This window comes from Stutzerimonas sp. FeSN7 (assembly GCF_030263795.1).
Taxonomy (GTDB): domain Bacteria; phylum Pseudomonadota; class Gammaproteobacteria; order Pseudomonadales; family Pseudomonadaceae; genus Stutzerimonas; species Stutzerimonas stutzeri.
In genome coordinates this window covers 1840506-1861582 of sequence record NZ_JARPMN010000001.1, presented here as the reverse complement: position 1 = coordinate 1861582, position 21077 = coordinate 1840506, and the positions used below count along the sequence as shown (strand labels likewise).

The window sequence follows — 21077 nt, the reverse complement described above, 5'->3', positions numbered from 1 at the left end:
TTTCCGGGGAAGATTCCAGCCAATGCCGCCAGCTCCCAAGAAACGCCACGAAACGGACGCCTTGGCAGCCTCTGGTCGTGCGTTGGCCCTCGCCATTTGCGTAGCCCTAGCCGGCTGTCAGAGCAACGCCGTGCGTGACGATGCTCTCGAACAGACAAGGCGCGCAGTGGTGCCTGCGGCACAGGAGCCGATCTGGCTGAGCGACACCGCCACCGAGGTCGAGCACCAGGATATCTGGGAGCGAATCCGCGACGGCTACAAGCTGCAGGAGCATCTGGACAGCAACCCCCGCATCGAACAGCAGCGTCTCTTCTTCTCCAGCCGCCCCCGATCCATAGAGATCGCCAGCGAGCGCGGCAGCCCCTACATCCATTACATCGTCGAGCGGCTCGAAGAGCGCGACATGCCGCTGGAGCTCGCGTTGCTTCCGATCATCGAAAGCTCCTATGACCCCTTCGCCTACTCGCCGGCGCACGCGGTCGGGCTCTGGCAGTTCATTCCATCCACCGGCCGGCACTTCAACCTGCGCCAGACCAGCTGGTACGACGGCCGCCGCGACATCACCGCCTCGACCAATGCGGCCTTGCGCTATCTGAGCTATCTGCATGGGCTGTTCAACGGTGACTGGCTGCTGGCACTGGCGGCCTACAACGCAGGCGAAGGCACCGTCAGCCGCGCCATCGAGCGCAACCAGAAGCTGGGCCTGCCCACCGATTACTGGAACCTGCCGCTGCCGCAGGAAACCCGCGACTATGTGCCCAAGCTGCTGGCGCTGTCGCAACTGATCCAGGCACCGGAAGCCTATGGCATCAATCTCAGCCCGATCGCCAACGAACCCTATTTCGAAGTCATCGCACTCAAGCAGCGCATGGACCTGGCACGCGTCGCCAAACTCGCCGACCTCGACGAGGACGAGCTCTACCAGCTGAACCCGGCGTTCACCCGGCGGATCACCCTGGACGGCCCGCAGCAGCTGCTCGTACCCATGGAGAAAGCCGAGATGCTGGCGGCCAACCTCGCCCTGATGAAGCCCCAGGAGCTGGTCGACTGGCAGCAGTATCAGGTTCGCGCCGGCGATACGCTGGGGACGATCGCCAACCGTCACCACCTCACCGTCAATATCATTCGCGACGTCAATCGACTCAAGAGCGACTCGCTGCGCGTCGGTCAGGTACTCAGCCTTCCCACCAGTGGCGATGCCCAGGCGTCGCGCGAGCTGTTGCATGCCGTTGCACGTCAGCCGGCCGCGACTCCGCGTAGCTATAGGGTGAAGCCCGGCGACAACCTCTGGGACATCGCCAAGGCCCAGCGCGTATCGGTTCGGGACCTGCAGCGCTGGAACAAGCTGTCCGGCAGCCAGCTCAAGGTCGGCCAGGCGCTGTTCCTGCAGGGCCCGGCAGCAAGCGTTGCGCAAAAGAAAGGCAATGCCCCTACCTATTACAAGGTGCAGAAAGGCGATTCGCTGTACCAGATCGCCAAACGTTTCAACGTTCAGTTGACCAACCTCAAGACCTGGAACAAGGGCGCCGACGTGCTGCGCCCTGGCCAACTGCTGACGCTGTATCTCCCCAACTGAAGGATTCAGCCGCCAGGGCGCTTGCCCAGTGACTCCAGGCAGCGTCCGGTCAGCTGGGTGAAGCGCTGGAACGCAACGAACTGCTCGTGCTTGAGCGCCCGACCGGACAGCCTGCAATCACCATAAAGCACACCGATCTCACGCGTGCCGGCCATCAACGGCGCAATGAAGAACATTCCGCTGCCCAGCCGCTGTCGTAGCGGCTGAGTCACCAAGTCCGCCAGGTTGTAGCTTGCCGGAACCCCCATCCACAGCGACTGCCGATGGCGCAACGCGTAGCTGAACACGTGTGGCTGCTCGGGCTGATCGGCCGGCAGAACGAAGCCCTGGAGCCAGTCCGCGGTTCCCTCGCCGATCGCACAGCGAACCTTGAAACGGCTCTGCTGGTCGGCCAGCACCGCCACCATCACGCGCTCCAGCCCAACGCCGCGATGCAGGCCCTGCAGCAGGGTATCCAGGATCAAGCTGGCGTCGCCGCTGCCGTTCACCATCAACCCCAGGTCCTGCAATGACTGCTGCATCAGCAGCAGGTCCGGCTGCAGCAAGGCTGCCTGGCGCTGGGCCTGCTGCAGGCGAATCTGCTCGGGGTCGGTGCTCGGGATCAATTTGCCCAGACGACTGGCGCCAAAGGTGGCAGCCACTCGCACCGTCTCATCGGCGCTGGCGAGGATCTGCTGCAACGCGTCGTTTTCGTCCACGCCGGTAAAGTCGGCGACCGCCTTGGTCAAGGCGGTCATTCGCTCGCACTCCCATCCACCCAGCGCGGCTTCGCTGATCTGCACGCCCAGCGCGACCGCGCGGGCGGCGGGATCGCTCCCCGCTGCCTGGCTGTGCGCGAGGCTGGTCAGCTCTCCGAGATTCCAGCTCCTGACCAACCCGAGGCTGAGCTGGCGGAAGCTGGTGCCCAGCACCTGCTGCACCGCCTCGTCAGCCTTGATACCGGGTTGCGTCAGCAGCTGCGCGAGCTCCTCGACCTGCTCGCCGCCGCAGCCCCAGAACGCCAGTTCACCGACGTTATAGAGCAGCGCCGCGATGAAGACCTCTTCCTCATGCCGCGACAGCACGTAGCCGGCGATGTTGCGTGCCTGCACCGCGGCATGGAACGAGCGCGCAAGCAGCTCCAGCAGCTGCTCGCGCGGCGCACGCGCGAGCAGGCTGTCGATCAGCGTCACCGACAGGCTGATCAGACGCACGTTCTCGAAGCCGATCATCACGATGGCTCGGGATATGGTCTTGATGGTTTCCTGGGAGGGGTTGTAATAGCTGCTGTTGCCGACCCGCAGCACCTTGGAGGTCAGCGAAGCATCGCGCAGCAGCACATCGGCAAGCTGCTGGACCGATGCATGCTCGTGCTCGGCCAGGCGTTGCAGATCCTTCACCACGGACGCCAGCGCGGGCAGCTCCGATTGATTGAGGCGCTCGATCCACGCCTGCACACCCTGGGCACGTACATCCAAGAGGTCACCTCTCCACAATGCCATTACGGGAAATGGACGGCAGTTTGCCCGAGGTGACCGGCCTTTTTCCAGCGCATACAAGCTGTTACTGTACCGGCCCGAGAAGCCCGTAAGCGCCAAGGATCGGATCCCCCGTCTGATGCGAGCCCTGCTACTGTTACTGACCTGTCTGGCCTTGAGCTTTCCCGCCCTCGCCACCATCAGCGAAAGCCATGGTTATGCGCAGTTCGGCACTCTTAAGTACCCAGCCTCCTTTACCCATTTCGACTGGGTGAACCCGCGCGCGCCCAAGGGCGGCCGGATCAAGCTGATGGCGTCAGGCACCTTCGACACGCTCAACCCCTACACCTTCAAAGGCACCAGCCCGAGCGCCTCGCCCGGTTTCCTGCAGTACGGCATCAGCGAGCTGAACGAACCGCTGATGGTCGGCACCGGACTGTACGACCCATCCGGCGACGAACCCGCGTCCAGTTATGGACTGATTGCCGAATCGGTGGAGTACAGCGACAACAACAGCTGGGTGGTATTCAACCTGCGCAAGGACGCCCGCTTCCATGACGGCAAGCCCATCACCGCATACGACGTCGCCTTCTCCTACCGCCTCCTGATCAAGGACGGCCACCCGCAGTACCGCACCAACCTGCAGGGCGTGAAGCGCGTCGACATCCTCAACCGCCACCGCATCCGCTTCGTCTTCGAGCAGCCGAACAATCCGCTGCTTATCATGCGCCTCGGCGAACTCCCGGTGCTGCCGCAGCACTACTGGAAGAATCGTGACTTCAAGGCCACCACCTTCGAGCCGCCGCTGGGCAGCGGTCCCTACCGCATCACGCAGGTGCAACCCGGGCGCCAGGTGGTGTTCGAACGCGTGCGCGACTGGTGGGGGGCGAAGCTGCCGGTCAACCAGGGCAAGTACAACTTCAACCGCGTCGAGGTCGAGTTCTACCGCGACAACGTGGTGGCGTTCGAAGCGTTCAAGGTCGGTGAATTCGACTTCTACATCGAGCACCAGGCCAAGAACTGGGCCAACGGCTATCAATTCCCGGCCATGCTGCGGGGCGACATCATCCGCGCGGAGATTCCGCATCAGATCCCGACCCAGACCCAGGCGCTGTTCATGAACGGGCGCCGCGCGACATTCGCCGACCAGCGCGTGCGCGAGGCCCTCGGCCTGATGTTCGATTTCGAGTGGACCAACCGCGCACTGTTCTACGGCGCCTATCGCCGCAGTGAAAGCTACTACCCCAACAGCGAGTTCAGCGCCACCGGCAAGCCCGAAGGCGGTGAGTGGCTGCTGCTTTCACCCTATCGCAAGCAGCTTCCGGCCAAGCTGTTCAGCGAGCCGTTCCAACTGCCGCAAACCGATGGCCGCGGCATCCCGCGGGATACCCTGCGCCGAGCCCTGGGCCTGCTCGCCGAAGCGGGCTGGAAACCCTCCGATGCCGGCCTGTTGAACAGCGCCGGACAACCGCTGCGGTTCGAGATACTGCTGGTCAATCCGCGGCTGGAGCGCATTCTCCAGCCCTATGTGGAGAATCTCGCGCGCATCGGCATCCAGGCCAACCTGCGCACCGTTGACGGCGCGCAGTACAAGCAGCGACTGGACCACTACGATTACGACATGATCCTGATGACGCTGGTGCAGAGCCTGAGCCCCGGGATTGAGCAGCACCTGTACTTCCATTCCAGTCAGGTGGACGTCAAGGGTGGACGCAACTATGCCGGCGTCGCCAACCCCATCGTCGACGACCTGATCGGCAAGCTGCTCGCCGCGCAGACCCGCGACGAGCAGGTCGCAGCCGCCCGCGCCATCGACCGGGTGCTGCTGTGGAACCACTACACCATTCCGAACTGGTTCATCAGTAACCATCGCCTGGCGTACCGAAATCGGTTCGCCCACGTCACCACGCCGCCCTACACGCTGGGTCTGCGCGCCTGGTGGCTGAAGAGCCTGGAGAAGAGCAAATGAACAATCGCGTGCGCCATTCGCTGTTTCGCGCCGGCCTGCTGAGTCTGCTCTGCATGGCAACCCTGGCCGAGGCCGCCCCCCGCCATGCCCTGACGCTGTATGACGAGAAGCCCAAGTACCCGGCCAATTTCCAGCACTTCGAGTACGTCAATCCCGAGGCCCCCAAGGGCGGCACGCTGCGCCAGGCCGGTTTCGGCAGCTTCGACTCGCTCAACCCCTTCATCAACAAGGGCGTCGCCGCCGATGACATCGGCCTGATCTACGACACACTGACCACCAACAGCCTGGACGAGCCGTTCACTGTCTATGGCCTGCTGGCGGAAAAGATCGAGAAAGGCCCGAACAACAGCTGGGTGCGCTTCCACCTGCGCCCGCAGGCTCGCTTCCACGATGGCGAGCCGGTAACCGCCGATGACGTGGTGTTCACCTTCGAGACGCTGATGAGCAAGGGCGCCCCGCACTACCGCGGCTATTACGCCGATGTGGAGAAGGTGGTGGCCGAGAGCCCGCGACGGGTTCGCTTCGACTTCAAGCACGCCGGCAACCGCGAGCTGCCGATGATCCTGGGCCAGCTGCCGGTGCTGCCGAAGCACTGGTGGGAGGGGCGCGAATTCACCTCGGGCAGCCTGGAAATCCCGCTGGGCAGCGGCCCGTACCGCGTCGAGAAGGTCCAGGCCGGGCGCTCGATCCGCTATGCCCGAGTCGAGGATTACTGGGGCAAGGACCTGCCGGTGAATCGCGGGTTCTACAACTTCGATCACGTCAACTTCGACTACTACCGGGACAACACCGTCGCGCTGCAGGCCTTCAAGGCCGGGCATTTCGACTACTGGTTCGAAACCAGTGCGAAGAACTGGGCCACCGCCTACGACATCGCCGCGGTCCGCGACGGCCGCATCGTCAAGGACGAAATCCGCAACTACAACCCGACCGGCATGCAGGGCTTCATCTTCAACATCCGCCGCCCGCACCTGCAGGATCGTCGCGTCCGTGAAGCCCTGGGCCTGCTGTTCGACTACGAATGGACCAATCGCCAGCTGTTCAACGGTGCCTACACCCGCACTCGCAGCTACTTCGACAATTCCGAGCTGGCCTCCTCCGGGTTGCCGAGCGAGGACGAGCTCAAGATCCTCGAACCGCTGCGCGGCAAGGTGCCGGACGAGGTATTCGACAAGGCTTTCGAACTGCCACAAACCCCGGGCAACGGCGTGATCCGCGAGCAGCAGCGCCAGGCCTACCGGCTGTTGACCGAGGCTGGCTGGAAAGTCGAGAACGACCAGATGCTGGACGCCCAGGGCAAGCCGGTGAAACTGGAGTTCCTGCTGGTGCAGGCCGAATTCGAGCGCGTGCTGCTCCCCTACAAGCGCAACCTGGCGGACCTGGGCATCGAACTGGAGATCCGTCGGGTCGACGTCTCGCAATACATCAACCGGCTGCGCTCACGCGATTACGACATGATCGTCAGCGGCTTCGGCCAGTCCAACTCCCCTGGCAACGAACAGCGTGAGTATTGGCACTCGGCGAGCGCGGACAATCCCGGAAGCCGCAACTTCATCGGCCTGAAGGACCCGGCCATCGACGTGCTGGTCGAAGGGCTGATCGGCGCCGACTCGCGCAAGGAACTGGTCGCCCATACCCGCGCCCTTGACCGGGTGCTGCTCTGGGGTCACTACGTGGTCCCGAACTGGCACATCAAGACCTGGCGCGTGGCTTACTGGAACCACCTGGCGCACCCCGAGGTAACGCCAAAACAGGACATCGGTCTGATGACCTGGTGGCGCAAGCCCGATGCCCAGGCGCCAGTAGCCGACCCGGCGGAAGCGAAGAAGGCCGAGCAGGCCGGCGCCCCGGCACCTTCGGCGGAACCGGCAGCTGACGATGCCGCTGACGACTCTGCTACCGACGCCGAGGCGGAGCGATAAGCATGCTGGCCTATATCATTCGCCGACTGCTGCTGATCATTCCGACGCTGTTCGGCATCCTGCTGATCAACTTCATCATCATCCAGGCGGCGCCCGGCGGTCCGGTGGAACAAGCGATCGCCAAGCTGGAGGGCTTCGAGGGCGCCACCAGCCGTATTGCCGGCGGCGGCTCGGAAGTCGCGGTGGGCGGCACCAGCTATCGCGGCGCGCAGGGCCTGGACCCCGAGCTGATCGCCGAGATCGAGCGACTCTACGGCTTCGACAAACCGCCGGCCGAGCGCTTCTGGATCATGCTCAGCAACTACCTGCGGCTGGACTTCGGCGAGAGCTTCTTCCGCGACGCCAAGGTCACAGACCTGATCATCGAGAAGATGCCTGTCTCCATCTCGCTGGGGCTGTGGAGCACGCTGATCATGTACCTGGCCTCGATTCCGCTGGGGATCGCCAAGGCCACGCGCCACGGCAGCAAGTTCGACGTCTGGACCAGCTCGGCGATCATCGTCGGTTACGCCATTCCAGCGTTTCTGTTCGCCATTCTGCTGATCGTGCTGTTCGCCGGCGGCAGCTACTGGAACTGGTTCCCCCTGCGCGGCCTGACCTCGGCCAACTTCGACGACCTGACGCTGGGCGGCAAGATCATCGACTATTTCTGGCACCTGGCCCTGCCCGTCACCGCCCTGGTGATCGGCAACTTCGCCACCCTGACGCTGCTGACCAAGAACAGCTTCCTCGACGAGATCAACAAGCAGTACGTGATCACGGCACGGGCGAAGGGCTTGAGCAAGAATCGCGTGCTCTACGGTCACGTGTTCCGCAATGCCATGCTGATCATCATTGCCGGCTTCCCGGCCGCCTTCATCGGCATGTTCTTCACCGGTTCGCTGCTGATCGAGGTGATCTTCTCCCTCGACGGGCTCGGCCTGCTCAGTTTCGAGGCGGCGATCAACCGCGACTATCCGGTGGTGTTCGGCACCCTCTTCCTCTTCACCCTGCTCGGCCTGGTGGTGAAACTGATCGGCGACCTGACCTATACGCTGGTCGACCCACGCATCGACTTCGAAAGCAGGGAGGCCTGAAATGCAGTTGTCCCCCCTCAATCAGCGCAGGCTGGCACTGTTCAAGGCACACAAGCGTGGCTGGTGGTCGCTGTGGATCTTCCTCGCGCTGTTCGTGCTCAGCCTCGGCGCAGAGATCATCGCCAACGACAAGCCGATCGTGGTGCGCTACGACGGCGAATGGTTTTTCCCGGTGTTCAAGCGCTACCCGGAAACGGCGTTCGGTGGCGAGTTCCCGCTGCAGGCCAATTACAAGAGCCCATACATCCAAGAGCTGATCGCCGAGAAGGATGGCTGGATGATCTGGCCGGTCATCCCCTTCAATTATTCGAGCATCAATTACGAGCTGCAGGTGCCGGCGCCGGCCCCGCCTTCGCTGGAAAACTGGCTGGGCACCGACGACCAGGGCCGCGACGTGCTGGCACGGGTCATCTACGGCTTTCGCATCTCGGTGCTGTTCGCAATCACGCTGACCCTGATCAGCTCCGTGATCGGCGTGATCGCCGGGGCGCTGCAGGGCTTCTATGGCGGTTGGGTGGACCTGGTCGGGCAGCGCCTGCTGGAGATCTGGTCGGGCCTGCCGGTGCTCTACCTGCTGATCATTCTGGCCAGCTTCGTGCAGCCCAACTTCTGGTGGCTGCTGGGCATCATGCTGCTGTTCTCCTGGATGAGCCTGGTGGATGTAGTGCGTGCCGAATTCCTGCGCGGACGCAACCTGGAGTACGTGCGTGCCGCTCGCGCGCTGGGCATGCAGAACGGCGCGATCATGTTCCGCCACATCCTGCCCAACGCCATGGTCTCCACCATGACCTTCATGCCATTCATTCTCACCGGCGCCATCGGCACCCTCACCGCACTGGACTTCCTCGGTTTCGGCCTGCCGGCAGGCTCGCCGTCGCTGGGCGAGCTGGTCGCCCAGGGCAAGGCCAACCTGCAGGCGCCCTGGCTCGGCATCAGCGCCTTCATGGTGCTGGCGATAATGCTGACCCTGCTGGTGTTCATCGGGGAGGCGGCGCGCGATGCCTTCGACCCAAGGAAATAAGATGTCCGAAGTTTCGATTGGCGAGAACCTGGTCGAGGTCCGCGACCTGGCCGTCGAGTTCGTCACCGGCGATCAGGTCCAGCGCGTGGTAGAGGGTGTGTCCTTCGACATCCGCAAGGGCGAAACCCTGGCGCTGGTGGGCGAAAGCGGCTCGGGCAAGTCGGTCACCGCACATTCCATCCTGCGCCTGCTGCCCTACCCGCTGGCCCGCCACCCCCAGGGGGAGATTCATTTCCACGGGCAGGACCTGATCAAGTCGGACGAAAAAGCCATGCGCAAGATCCGTGGCAACCGTATCGCCATGGTCTTCCAGGAGCCCATGACCTCGCTCAACCCGCTGCACACGGTGGGCAAGCAGATCAACGAGGTACTGGAAATCCACAAGGGCCTGCGCGGCAAGGCGGCCAGTGCCCGCACGCTGGAATTGCTCGAGCTGGTGGGCATACCGGAACCGCGCAAGCGCATCCGCGCCTACCCGCACGAACTGTCCGGCGGCCAGCGCCAGCGCGTGATGATCGCCATGGCCCTGGCCAACGAGCCGGAGCTGCTGATCGCCGATGAACCGACCACGGCGCTGGACGTTACCGTGCAGCTGAAGATCCTCGAACTGCTCAAGGAACTGCAGGCGCGGCTGGGCATGGCGTTGCTGCTGATCAGCCACGATCTCAACCTGGTTCGGCGGGTCGCCCATCGCGTATGTGTCATGCAGCGCGGTCGTGTCGTCGAACAGGCGTTGTGTGAAGAACTGTTCCGTTCGCCCAAGCATCCGTACACCCAGGAACTGCTCGCGGCCGAGCCCAGCGGTGGGCCGGTGGAGGTCGAGCAGGCGGCACCGCTGCTAGAGGTCGAGGATCTGCGCGTCTGGTTCCCGATCAAGAAGGGCCTGCTGCGGCGTACCGTCGATCACATCAAGGCCGTCGACGGCGTGAACTTCAGCCTGCCCCGGGGGCAGACGCTGGGGATCGTCGGCGAAAGCGGCTCGGGCAAGTCGACCCTGGGGTTGGCTATCCTTCGTCTGTTGGCCAGTCGCGGCGAGATCCGCTTCCAGGGTCAGCAACTGCAGGGCATGTCGCAGCGCGCCGTGCGGCCGTTGCGCCGGCAGATGCAGGTGGTCTTCCAGGACCCCTACGGCAGCCTGAGCCCGCGGATGTCGGTCGGGCAGATCATCGGCGAAGGGCTGCGCATTCACCACATGGGTAATGCGCAGGAGCAGGAACAGGCAATCATTGACGCGCTCGTGGAGGTTGGTCTCGATCCGGAAACCCGGCATCGCTACCCCCACGAGTTTTCCGGCGGGCAACGGCAACGCATTGCCATTGCCCGGGCTCTGGTGTTGAAGCCGGCGCTGATACTGCTCGACGAGCCGACCTCGGCGCTCGATCGCACGGTACAGCGTCAGGTGGTGGAGCTCCTGCGCTCGTTGCAGGCCAAGTACAACCTGACCTACCTGTTCATCAGCCATGACCTGGCGGTGGTCAGGGCGCTGAGCCACCAGATGATGGTGGTCAAGCAGGGCCAGGTGGTGGAACAGGGGGCGGCTGCCGAGATATTCGCGGCGCCGCAACATCCGTATACACAGCAGCTGCTGGAATCCGCCTTCATGGCGCCCGGCGCTGCCGAACAACCAGAAGAGGGACAAGCACATGGGTTTTCTCACCGGTAAGCGCGTACTGATCGTCGGCGTTGCCAGCAAACTGTCGATTGCCTCGGGCATCGCCGCCGCCATGCATCGCGAAGGTGCAGAACTGGCTTTCACCTACCAGAACGACAAGCTCAAGGGCCGCGTCGAGGAATTCGCCGCCGGCTGGGGCTCGAGCCCGGAGCTGTGCTTCCCCTGCGACGTCGCCAATGACGAAGACATCGCCCGCGTGTTCGAGGAGCTGGGCAAGAAGTGGGACGGCCTGGACTGCATCGTCCACTCGGTCGGCTTCGCCCCGGGCGACCAGCTGAACGGCGACTTCACCGAAGTCACCACCCGCGAAGGCTTCAAGATCGCCCACGACATCAGCGCCTACAGCTTCGTCGCCCTGGCCAAGGCCGGTCGCGAGATGATGAAGGGCCGCAACGGCAGCCTGCTCACGCTCTCCTACCTGGGCGCCGAGCGCACCATGCCGAACTACAATGTGATGGGCATGGCCAAGGCCAGCCTGGAAGCCGGTGTACGCTACCTGGCTGGCAGCCTTGGCCCGGAAGGCACCCGCGTCAACTGCATCTCCGCCGGGCCGATCCGCACCTTGGCAGCCTCCGGCATCGCCAGCTTCCGCAAGATGCTCGCCGCCAACGAGAAGCAGACCCCGCTGCGCCGCAACGTCACCATCGAGGAAGTCGGCAACGCCGGTGCCTTCCTCTGCTCGGACCTGGCCTCGGGCATCAGCGGCGAGATCCTCTACGTGGATGGCGGCTTCAACACCACCGCCATGGGCTCGCTGGAAGACTGATCCCGGCCCCCATGCGACGCAAGGAACCCCGCCGTTTTGGCGGGGTTCCTGTTTCTGCCCCGGGAAACCCGAGACAAGCCTGGCGGCACGCGCGAAGCGCCCTCAGCCGGCGGTCACCGTCATGCCGCCATCGGCCATGACCACCGAGCCGACCATGAAACTGGCTCGCTCCGAGGCCAGGAACGCAACGACCTCGGCAATCTCCTCCGGCTGCGCCGCGCGGCCGATGGGCGCGGCTTCGCCATGCTGGGCGAGAAAGCCCGGCCCGTCCTCGACCACATCGTTGAGGATGTTGGTCACCACATCGCCGACGCCGATGGCGTTTACCCGAATGCCATGCTCGATCGCCTCCAGTGCCAGCGTGCGGGTCAGCTGCGCCAGCGCACCCTTCGACGCCGTATAGGCGGCGATGGTCGGAAAGGCGAAGTACGACGCATAGGAGGCGATATTGACGATCGCCCCCGAGCGGTTGGGCATCATTGCCTTGACCGCTTCGCGGCAATGCAGGAAAGCCGCAGTGGCATTGACCGCCTGGATGCGCTCCCAGTCCTCGCGGGTCATGTCCACCACCAGCTTGTTGATGATGATGCCGGCATTGTTGACCAGGATGTCGAGTCGGCCGAAGCGCTCGACCGCCAGACCCACCGCCCGCTCCGCGGCCCCGTCTTCGGTGATGTCGGCCTGAAGCGGCACCAGCCCCGGTCGAGCGAGTTCCTCGACCGCTGGGTCGATGTCTTCGGCAATGACCTTGGCACCTCGCTCGTGCAGCAGCAAGGCGATCGCCTTGCCGATACCACTGGCAGCGCCAGTGACCAGCGCGACCTTGCCTGCAACTTCCGCGATGACGCTATGCTTCGAATCGCTCATGCTGATTCCTCCGGTATATATGGCGCCATGGGCGCCCTGGTTATCGACAGGTTCAGTCTTGCTCATCGTTGCGCCCCGAACTTTCGCTGGCTTGCTCTGGCTGTCGGACTCTTGCGCGCAAAAGCCGGATCCAGACATCTGCGGACCGCAGGACCGCACAATGGTGGGCTGAAGTCCGCCCTGCGGTTCGCTTGGTGTTCGATCCGCGGCACCGGGCGCCGCTGCGCTACGCTAACGACCTAGCCGCTTGCCGTCTTGTCCTGGAGTTTCACGTGCCTCGGCCAACCGACGCCCGCCCTTGCCTGCTTCCGGCCGTGCCCCGGCCCAGGCCATGGGCCGTTACCTGCCCGCCGAAACGCGGCTGACCGAGCTGCCAATGCCGACGCAGGACGTCGTGCTGCAGCTGTTCAGCCACCGTTCGGTCGAAGTACCGATCGGCGTGCCGGCGGTGGTGGAGCCGTTGCTGGTCCTGGTGCTGGCCGGTGCAGCGCAGGTCGAGGAGCGCACACCGGGCGGCCAGTGGAGCACGGTGAACGTCCGTGCGGGCGACTTCTTCCTGACCGACACGGACGAGCCCTACGAGATGCGCTGGCAAGCGCTGGAGGGCGAGCGTTTCGAGGTGATGCACCTGTATCTCGGTCTGCCGCTCATCGACCAGGCGGCACGTGAAATGCTGGGGCCGCAGAGCACCGGCGTTGCCTTGCTGGACGTTTCCGGTGCACGGGACGAGACGGTGCGTTGGTTGATGGATCAGCTGCGTCGCGAACTGCTCGACCGGCCCCAAGCCAGCCCGCTGTACGTACGCGGCCTGGCCCAGGCACTGGCAGTGCATCTGCTGCGCCACTATCGCGACCCGCACGGCGGCGTCCGCCGCAGCAATGCCCTGCCCGCCTACAAGCTGCGCAAGGTCATCGGGGTGATGAACGAACGGCTGGCCGAGGAGTTCAGCCTGGCGGCGCTGGCGCAGGTCGTCGAACTGAGCGAGTACCACTTCAGCCGGATGTTCAAGCGGGCCACCGGCCTTTCACCGTCGCAGTACTTCATCGGGCTGCGCATGGCGCGGGCGCGGCAGCTGCTGCTTGAAACACCGCGCAGCATCATCGACATCGGGCTGGAGGTGGGCTACTCGAGCCCCAGCCATTTCTCCCAGGTGTTTCGTCGTGAGGTGGGCGTCACCCCCAGCACCTATCGCCAGGGCTGAAAGAAATTCCGCAGGCGCAGAAACACGAAACCCCGGCCGTGATGACCGGGGTTTCGCACACGGAGCCCGGCGTTCGCCGGACTCGTCCTACAGATCGTCGATCAGCGCTTGGCGACCAGGTCCTTCGGCAGCTTGAAGGTCCAGACCATGCCGCCCTGGTTGAACTCCTTGATGCGCTTGGCGACTTCACCGCCCCACAGAGGGACCGCACCACCCCAGCCGGACAGGACGGAAACGTACTGCTCGCCATCCATCTCCCAGGTAACCGGAGAACCGACGATGCCCGAACCGGTGTTGAACTCGTAGACTTTCTTGCCGGTCTTGGCGTCGAACGCCATCAGGTAGCCTTCCGGGTTGCCGGTGAACACCAGGTTGCCCTTGGTGGCCAGCACGCCGCCCCAAAGTGGCGCGTAGTTGTTGTAGCGCCAGACTTCCTTGCCGGTCTTCGGATCGATGGCGCGCAGCACGCCGATGAAGTCCTCGTTGAGCGGCTTGATGGTGAAGCCGGCACCCAGGTAGGCCGCGCCCTTCTTGTAGGCGACGCCCTCGTTCCAGATGTCCATGCCCCACTCGTTGGACGGCACGTAGAACAGCCCGGTGTCCTGGCTGTAGGCCATGGGCATCCAGTTCTTGCCACCGAGGAACGACGGCGCGACGAACACGGATTTGCCCTTGTCGGCCTCGTTCGGATTGCCCGGACGGTTGGCATCGTCGTAGATCGGCCGACCGTTCTTGTCCAGGCCCTTGGCCCAGGTGATCTTGTCGACGAACGGGAAGCCGCGGATGAACTTGCCGTTGGTGCGGTCGAGCACGTAGAAGAAGCCGTTGCGGTCGGCGGTACCGGCAGCCTTGATGGTCTTGCCGCCTTCCTGGTAGTCGAAGGAGATCAGCTCGTTGACGCCGTCGAAGTCCCAGCCGTCATGCGGCGTGGACTGGAAGTGCCACTTGATCGAGCCGTCGTTCGGGTCCAGCGCCAGGCGCGAGGAGGAATACAGGTTGTCGCCGGGACGCAGGTGCGAGTTCCACGGCGCCGGGTTGCCGGTGCCGAACAGCAGCGAGTCGGTGTCCGGATCGTAGTAACCGCCGAGCCAGGGCGCCGCGCCGCCGGTCTTCCACAGGTCGCCGGGCCAGGTCTTGCCCGCTTCGCCGCCGGAGATGCCGGCCTCGACCTTCTTGCCATCCTTCCACACGTAGCCCATGTGACCTTCCACGGTCGGACGGGTCCACAGCAGTTCGCCATTCTTCGCGTTGTAGGCCTCGATCTTGCCCACCACGCCGAATTCACCACCGGAAACGCCGGTGATGAGCTTGCCGTTGACCACCAGCGGAGCGGCAGTCAGCGAGTAACCGGCCTTGTAGTCGGCGACGGTCTTCTTCCACACCACCTTGCCGGTGTCCTTGTTCAGTGCGACCAGCTTGGCATCCAGGGTGCCGAAGATCACCAGATCGTCGTACAGCGCCACGCCGCGGTTGATCACGTCACAGCACGGCATGATGCCGTCCGGCAGGCGCGCATCGTACTGCCACAGCTCCTTGCCGGTGCGGGCATCGAGCGCATACACCCGCGAATAGGAGCCGGTGATGTACATCACGCCGTCCTTGATCAGCGGCTGTGCTTCCTGGCCGCGCTGCTTTTCACCGCCCAGAGAGAAGCCCCAAACCGGTCGCAACTGATTGATGTTGTTGGTGTTCAACGCGTCCAGGGTGCTGTAGCGCTGGCCCTGCAAGCCCAGGCCGTTGGTGACGATCTGATCGGTGGACTTGGCGTCGTTGAGGATTTCCTGGTCGGTTACGGCCCAGGCGTGCAGGCTGGACATCGCCACCGCGGCGCATAGCGCCGTCACGGCGAAGGGCTTGCGAAGACCGGTGTGCTTCATTGCGGCTACCTCTGCGGGTTCATTGTTATGCCGGGAAATTTTCCCGGTCTGTTGCTGATTCTTGGTTTGCCCCGCCTCGCCAACAATTGCCCGCAGTACCGATTTTCCTCCTCCCTTGGTAGCAATACGCCGCTGCAGGCCAGGAAAACCGTGCCCTCCCGGGGCTGGTAGGGGCCATCGGCGGCACCGAAGTCGCAACCAAACGGCCGGAAAAGACTATTCCGCACGGCCAGCCCAGCCCCTAAAACGGACGTCCCCTCGCTCAGAAGGATACGAGCCATGTTTCACCCGATCCTGCTCTTCACCCTCCTCCTCCTGCCCCTCGCCAGTGCCAATGCCGCCCAGCCGATCCGCCTGGGGCTCAATTACCCCAGCACCGGCAACTACAAGTCCGAAGGACTTGAACTGAGTCGCGGCGCCCTGCTCGCCGTGGACGAGATCAATGGGCGCGGCGGTGTGCTCGGTCGTCCGCTACAGCTGGTCAGCCTCAATTCGGCTGCACGCGCGGAAAAGGCCGAGGCGAATATCGATCGTTTTGCCAGCCAGGGCACCGTCATGGTGTTCGGTGGCGCCAACAGCGAGGAAGCCCTCGCCGCCGGGCAGCGGGCACGCCAGCTGGGACTGCTGTACTTCCCGACCCTCGGCTACGCCAACGAGATCACCGGCCGCGACGGCCATCGCCATCTGTTCCGCGAATCCAACAGCGCCTGGATGAGCGCGCGGGTGCTGGGCGAGTACCTCAGCTGGCACATGCCCAACCGGCGTTACTACTACATCAGCCTCGACGACGCCTGGGGCCGCAGCATGGAACAGGCCCTGCGCGAGGCGACCAAGAGCCGCGACCGTGCCCGTCACGGCTATTCGAAGATCGCCGAGCGTGGCGCACGCCGTGGTGACTACCTGGCAGCACTGCAGAAGGCTGCCGCCAGCGACGCCGACGTACTGGTGATCGTGCTGCTCGGTCAGGACCTGGTACAGACCATGCGCCTGGCACAGACGCTGGAACTGGGCAAGCGCATGCAGATCATCGTGCCCAACCTGACCCAGAGCATCGTCGAGCAGGCCGGACCGCTGGTCATGGAGAACGTGATCGGAACCGAGGCCTGGACCTGGCGCGTGCCCAAGCTGGCGGACAGTGTCGAAGGGCAGACCTTCGTCGACCGTTTCATCGCCCAGCACCAGGCCTACCCTGGCAGCACCGCCGCCTCGGCCTATGGGATCGTCCGGCAGTGGGCGGACGCGGCACAGCGTGCCGGCAGCCTGGACAGCGAAGCGGTGATCGCGGCCCTGGAAGGCCATCGCTATCGCCTGCTCAAGGACGAGCAGTACTGGCGCGACTTCGACCATCAGAACGTGCAGAGCATCTACGCCGTGCGGGTCCGCAACCGCAGCGAAATCATGCAGGATCGTTTCAAGCAGGATTACTTCACCATCATCCACCGCATGGATGGCGAAGAAGCTGCGCCAAGCCTGGATGACTGGCAACAGGAACGCGGCGATCAGCTACAGCTGCAGTGAAACCCCTCACTGGTCGACGCGTTCGAGCGCGTCGGCCTCGTAGCGCGGATAGAGGTGGCTGACGCTGCGGATCAGTTCGTAGCGCGTCAGGCTGATGCCGGCGAAACGCTCCGGTATCGGACTCTGGATCACCTCGTTCATGTCCGCCCCGCTGGCGGCGGAATCACGCAGCAGGCCATCGAGCCAGCCGAGATAGTCGCGCATCTGGGCGAATGGCGCGGCATCGTCCGCCACCGGGCCGTGCCCGGCCACCAGGCGCTTCCAGGGCAAGCCCTGGAGGGTATCCAGATCAGCCAGCCAGACATCCAGCCCCGGACTGTTTGGCGTCGTCAACGCACGCTGGTAGAACAGGATGTCACCGGCGAATAGCACGTCGCGGCGCAGGTAGTGCCCCTTCCAGATGAAGTTGCGCAGGTCATCGTCCAGCGTTTCGTCCGGCGTCACCCACAGCACTTCGAGCTTGAGGCCCAGGCCTTCGGCAAGCTTCTGCGCGAGCTCGAAGTCGACGCCGCGCGGCTGGCCGTCCTGCTGGTAGCTGTACGGGGGGAAGTTCTCGTACATCGCCACCTTGAGCACGCCCGACTCGATGATGTCATCGAAGGCGCGCACCCTGACCACGTCCGCCTGCGCCAGCGCGCAGCACAGCGTCAGCCACAGCGCGAGGAACAGCCGCGCGCCGGTCATCACTGCTTGGCCGCTTCGCTTTCGATATAGGTACGGATCGCCCACAGCGCTTCCTGACTGAGGGTGTCGGCCATGCGCGGCATGTACACCGCACCGTCACGCACGGCGCCGTTGATCACGCGCTCCTTGTACCACTCGTCGCCGTCGTAGCTGGCTTCCAGCTCGCGCAGGTCCGGAGCGATACCGCCGGAAATGGCTTCCAGGCCATGGCAACGGGCGCAGTTCTGGTTGTAGGCGGAGGAGCCGATCTGCACGGCGAGGTCGTGATGCTCGCTCGGCGCGCGATAGGGGTTCTCGTCCAGCCACTCCTCACCCAGCGCCGGCAGGCCTTTGGTGTTGACCGCCTGTGGCGTCACGTCGCCATGGGCGAATACCAGTCCGGAAACCCCGAGGACACCCGCTGCCAGCAGTGCGCGCAAAATGATCTTGTTGTTCATGACTACCACCCTCTATTCGAGAACCTGTGCAAGGCAGCCCCAATCGGAGCGCATGGTGGTCATGTTGGCCGCGCGGACGGATCGGCAGAATCCTGCTTTGGATGCCTGCATCTCCTCCCTTGGTACTGGGTTTTGCTACCACCTTCGGCACCCCACCGGTAGCAAGGCCAAATCATCGGCGACCGGGAAGGAATCCCGGTGTTGGCGGGAGCTTTTCCGTGTCGGTGCGCGCGCCGCGCTTCCAATAATCGAATCGCCTGGCCAGCCGGATGTGGCGGCCTCGTTCGAATCGACCAAGGGAATCGCAACCATGACAACAAGATCGCACCCCGGCACACCCCGTCCGCTCGCCCTCGCTGTGCAATGCCTGGCTCTGGCCGGCAGCCTTGCCATGGCGGGCGCCGTGCACGCCAAACCGGTCAGCTGGGAAGACATCGCCAATGACCATGTCACCACCAGCAACGTGCTGCAGTACGGCATGGGCACCAATGCACAGCGCTGGAGCCCTCTGGCGCAGGTCAACGAGAGCAATGTGTTCAAGCTGACCCCGGCCTGGTCGTTCTCCTTCGGCGACGAGAAACAGCGCGGCCAGGAATCCCAGGCCATCGTTCACGACGGCGTGATCTACGTTACCGGCTCCTATTCGCGGGTGTTCGCCCTCGATGCGAAGACCGGAAAGCGCCTGTGGAGCTATGCCCATCGCCTGCCCGACGACATCCGCCCGTGCTGCGACGTGGTCAACCGCGGCGCCGCCATCTATGGCGACAAGATCTACTTCGGCACCCTCGATGCCCGTGTCGTGGCACTGAACAAGGACACCGGCAAGGTCGTCTGGAACAAGAAGTTCGGCGACCATGGCGCCGGTTACACGATGACCGGCGCACCGACCCTGGTAAAGGACGGCAAGACCGGCAAGGTCCTGCTGATCCACGGCAGCTCCGGTGACGAGTTCGGTATCGTCGGCAAGCTGTTCGCCCGCGACCCGGATACCGGTGAGGAAATCTGGATGCGCCCGTTCGTCGAAGGCCACATGGGCCGCCTCAATGGCAAGGACAGCACCCCCACCGGCGACATCAAGGCGCCGTCCTGGCCGGACGATCCCAACCACCCCACCGGCAAGAAGGAAGCCTGGAGCCAGGGCGGCGGCGCGCCATGGCAGAGTGCGAGCTTCGATCCGGAAACCAACACCATCATCGTCGGCGCCGGCAACCCCGCCCCGTGGAACGGCTGGGAGCGCACCAGCGATGGCGGCGACCCGAAGGACTACGACAGCCTCTACACCTCAGGGCAGGTCGGCGTCGATCCGAGCACCGGCGAGGTGAAGTGGTTCTACCAGCACACCCCGAACGATGCCTGGGACTTCTCCGGCAACAACGAGCTGGTGCTGTTCGACTACAAGGACAAGGCCGGCAAGATCGTCAAGGCCACCGCCCATGCCGACCGCAACGGCTTCTTCTATGTGGTGGACCGCAAGGACGGCAAGCTGCAAAACGCCTTCCCCTTCGTGGACGGCATCACCTGGGCCAGCCATATCGATCTGAAAACCGGGCGACCGGTCGAGAACGAAGGCCAGCGCCCACCCAAACCGGAGCCGGGCGAGAAGCACGGCAAGTCGGTGGAAGTCTCCCCACCCTTCCTCGGTGGCAAGAACTGGAACCCCATGGCCTACAGCCAGGACACCGGCCTGTTCTACGTACCGGCCAACCACTGGAAGGAGGACTACTGGACCGAGGAAGTCAGCTACAAGAAAGGCTCGGCCTATCTCGGCCAGGGCTTCCGCATCAAGCGCATGTACGACGACCACGTCGGCATCCTGCGCGCCATGGACCCGACCACTGGCAAGGTAGCCTGGGAACACAAGGAAAAACTCCCGCTGTGGGCCGGCGTGCTGGCGACCAAGGGCAATCTCGTCTTCACCGGCACCAGCGACGGCTACTTCAAGGCCTTCAACGCGAAGACCGGTGACGAGCTGTGGAAATTCCAGACCGGCAGCGGCGTGATTTCCCCGCCGATCACCTGGGAACAGGACGGCGAGCAGTACATCGGCGTGACGGTCGGTTACGGCGGTGCCGTGCCGCTGTGGGGCGGCGACATGGCCGTACTGACCAAGCCGGTCGCTCAGGGTGGTTCGTTCTGGGTATTCAAACTGCCGGAATGGGAGAAGAAGACCGCCAAGCGATGAGTCGAGCCGTGCCCGCCCACGCGGGCACGTCCTCAAGCCCTCAAGGTACAGCGGTTCGCGCGGCATGCCTGGCCTCGCCGGCTCCGGGTTGGCGCTCTCGCCGACAGGCCAGAAACGCCACGCGACCGCTTTTCATTTCCTGCCTCAGGTGACGCCCATGAACGCCCCTTGCCGTTTGCTTCTGCCACTGGCGCTGTTCAGCAGCGCTGCGGTCTTCGCTGCGGATGACGGCCCCTTGACCGTCAACGGCTGCGTGCTACAGCCCGACAGCCAATGCGCCAACGCCGACCTGCGCGGCGCCGACCTCAGCAATCAGGACCTGCGCCGGATCAACCTCGCTGGCGCCAACCTCTCCGGCGCCAACCTGCGCCACGCCAACCTCGACCTGGCCAATCTGGAAAAAGCCGACCTCACCGGCGCCACGCTTAATCGCGCCAGCCTGCAACAGGCCAACCTGCGCCTGGCCAATTTCACCGAGGCCAGGCTGATCGCCATCCAGGGCTGGGGCTTGTTCGCCCAGGCCACGCAGTTCAAGGGGGCCGACCTCACCGGCGCCTACCTGGAGTTCGCGCGCATGAGCGGCGCGAAGCTGCATGGTAGCACCCTGCGCGCTGCCGACCTGGAGATGACCTGGCTGAGCAAGGCCGACCTCATGGGGGCGGACCTCACCGACGCCAATCTGCAGGAAGCCAAGCTCAACGATGCCAACCTGGCGGATGCTGTACTGACCGGTGCTCGCCGCCATTACGCAACCTTTCAGGGCACCAATATGGAAGGCTGCAAGGACTGCCCGCATGACTGGGAAAAGTGATGCACCGCCGTGCCCGTTCGATTGAGGGGCTCAATCGGAGG

16 protein-coding genes are annotated in these 21077 nt (G+C 64.2%); 11 read left to right on the top strand and 5 right to left on the bottom strand.

From position 1 onward, the window contains the following. The first annotated feature begins 22 nt into the window (after nucleotides 1-22). On the top strand, nucleotides 23-1576 hold the full coding sequence (locus P5703_RS08700) for a lytic transglycosylase domain-containing protein (protein ID WP_011913381.1): 1554 nt from the start codon (nucleotides 23-25) through the stop codon (nucleotides 1574-1576). A 5-nt stretch (nucleotides 1577-1581) separates the two neighbouring features. Here the strand turns inward: P5703_RS08700 and P5703_RS08695 are convergent, their stop codons facing one another. Beyond that, nucleotides 1582-3033, bottom strand: coding sequence for an HDOD domain-containing protein (locus tag P5703_RS08695; protein ID WP_014596792.1), 1452 nt, complete (start codon nucleotides 3031-3033; stop codon nucleotides 1582-1584). A 139-nt stretch (nucleotides 3034-3172) separates the two neighbouring features. Here P5703_RS08695 and P5703_RS08690 point away from each other — a divergent pair, with 139 nt between their 5' ends. Genes P5703_RS08690 through fabI form a run of 6 tightly spaced genes read left to right on the top strand, consistent with a single transcriptional unit; the run spans nucleotide 3173 to nucleotide 11459 of the window. After that, nucleotides 3173-5002: an extracellular solute-binding protein gene (locus P5703_RS08690; RefSeq protein WP_169917801.1), complete on the top strand. Its 1830-nt coding sequence runs from the start codon at nucleotides 3173-3175 to the stop codon at nucleotides 5000-5002. Then, nucleotides 4999-6924: an extracellular solute-binding protein gene (locus tag P5703_RS08685; protein WP_264884670.1), complete on the top strand. Its 1926-nt coding sequence runs from the start codon at nucleotides 4999-5001 to the stop codon at nucleotides 6922-6924. The genes P5703_RS08690 and P5703_RS08685 overlap by 4 nt, the downstream gene beginning before the upstream one ends. A gap of 2 nt (nucleotides 6925-6926) precedes the next feature. Beyond that, entirely contained in the window at nucleotides 6927-8000 is a 1074-nt protein-coding gene (locus tag P5703_RS08680; RefSeq protein WP_011913385.1) for a microcin C ABC transporter permease YejB, read from the top strand. Nucleotide 8001: 1 nt separating this feature from the next. Next, nucleotides 8002-9021, top strand: coding sequence for an ABC transporter permease (locus P5703_RS08675; protein WP_011913386.1), 1020 nt, complete (start codon nucleotides 8002-8004; stop codon nucleotides 9019-9021). 1 nt (nucleotide 9022) lies between these two features. Beyond that, a complete protein-coding gene (locus P5703_RS08670; RefSeq protein WP_045159104.1) occupies nucleotides 9023-10684 on the top strand; it encodes an ABC transporter ATP-binding protein in 1662 nt (553 codons plus the stop codon). Beyond that, nucleotides 10665-11459 (top strand): enoyl-ACP reductase FabI, encoded by a 795-nt coding sequence (gene fabI, locus P5703_RS08665; protein WP_011913388.1) that lies wholly within the window; start codon nucleotides 10665-10667, stop codon nucleotides 11457-11459. The genes P5703_RS08670 and fabI overlap by 20 nt, the downstream gene beginning before the upstream one ends. A gap of 102 nt (nucleotides 11460-11561) precedes the next feature. Here fabI and P5703_RS08660 read toward each other — a convergent pair whose 3' ends face one another. Then, entirely contained in the window at nucleotides 11562-12326 is a 765-nt protein-coding gene (locus P5703_RS08660; protein ID WP_011913389.1) for an SDR family NAD(P)-dependent oxidoreductase, read from the bottom strand. Nucleotides 12327-12657: 331 nt separating this feature from the next. On the opposite strand from P5703_RS08660, the gene P5703_RS08655 reads away from it, so the two are divergent. Continuing rightward, complete coding sequence (locus tag P5703_RS08655) at nucleotides 12658-13527, top strand: helix-turn-helix domain-containing protein (RefSeq protein ID WP_279641524.1); 870 nt, start codon at nucleotides 12658-12660, stop codon at nucleotides 13525-13527. A 101-nt stretch (nucleotides 13528-13628) separates the two neighbouring features. On the opposite strand, the gene P5703_RS08650 is transcribed toward P5703_RS08655, so the two are convergent. Next, nucleotides 13629-15404, bottom strand: coding sequence for a PQQ-dependent methanol/ethanol family dehydrogenase (locus P5703_RS08650; protein ID WP_013982914.1), 1776 nt, complete (start codon nucleotides 15402-15404; stop codon nucleotides 13629-13631). A gap of 279 nt (nucleotides 15405-15683) precedes the next feature. Between P5703_RS08650 and P5703_RS08645 the strand changes: the two genes are divergently transcribed. Next, on the top strand, nucleotides 15684-16922 hold the full coding sequence (locus P5703_RS08645) for a substrate-binding protein (protein ID WP_279641392.1): 1239 nt from the start codon (nucleotides 15684-15686) through the stop codon (nucleotides 16920-16922). A gap of 6 nt (nucleotides 16923-16928) precedes the next feature. Here the strand turns inward: P5703_RS08645 and P5703_RS08640 are convergent, their stop codons facing one another. Continuing rightward, a complete protein-coding gene (locus tag P5703_RS08640; RefSeq protein ID WP_279641391.1) occupies nucleotides 16929-17606 on the bottom strand; it encodes a transporter substrate-binding domain-containing protein in 678 nt (225 codons plus the stop codon). Continuing rightward, entirely contained in the window at nucleotides 17606-18043 is a 438-nt protein-coding gene (gene pedF, locus P5703_RS08635) for a cytochrome c-550 PedF (RefSeq protein ID WP_011913396.1), read from the bottom strand. The genes P5703_RS08640 and pedF overlap by 1 nt, the downstream gene beginning before the upstream one ends. Nucleotides 18044-18353: 310 nt before the next feature. Between pedF and exaA the strand changes: the two genes are divergently transcribed. Both exaA and P5703_RS08625 read left to right on the top strand, forming a co-directional pair. Next, nucleotides 18354-20225, top strand: coding sequence for a quinoprotein ethanol dehydrogenase (exaA, locus tag P5703_RS08630; protein WP_111481962.1), 1872 nt, complete (start codon nucleotides 18354-18356; stop codon nucleotides 20223-20225). A gap of 157 nt (nucleotides 20226-20382) precedes the next feature. Further along, a complete protein-coding gene (locus P5703_RS08625; RefSeq protein WP_111481961.1) occupies nucleotides 20383-21036 on the top strand; it encodes a pentapeptide repeat-containing protein in 654 nt (217 codons plus the stop codon). The last annotated feature ends 41 nt before the right edge of the window (nucleotides 21037-21077 follow it).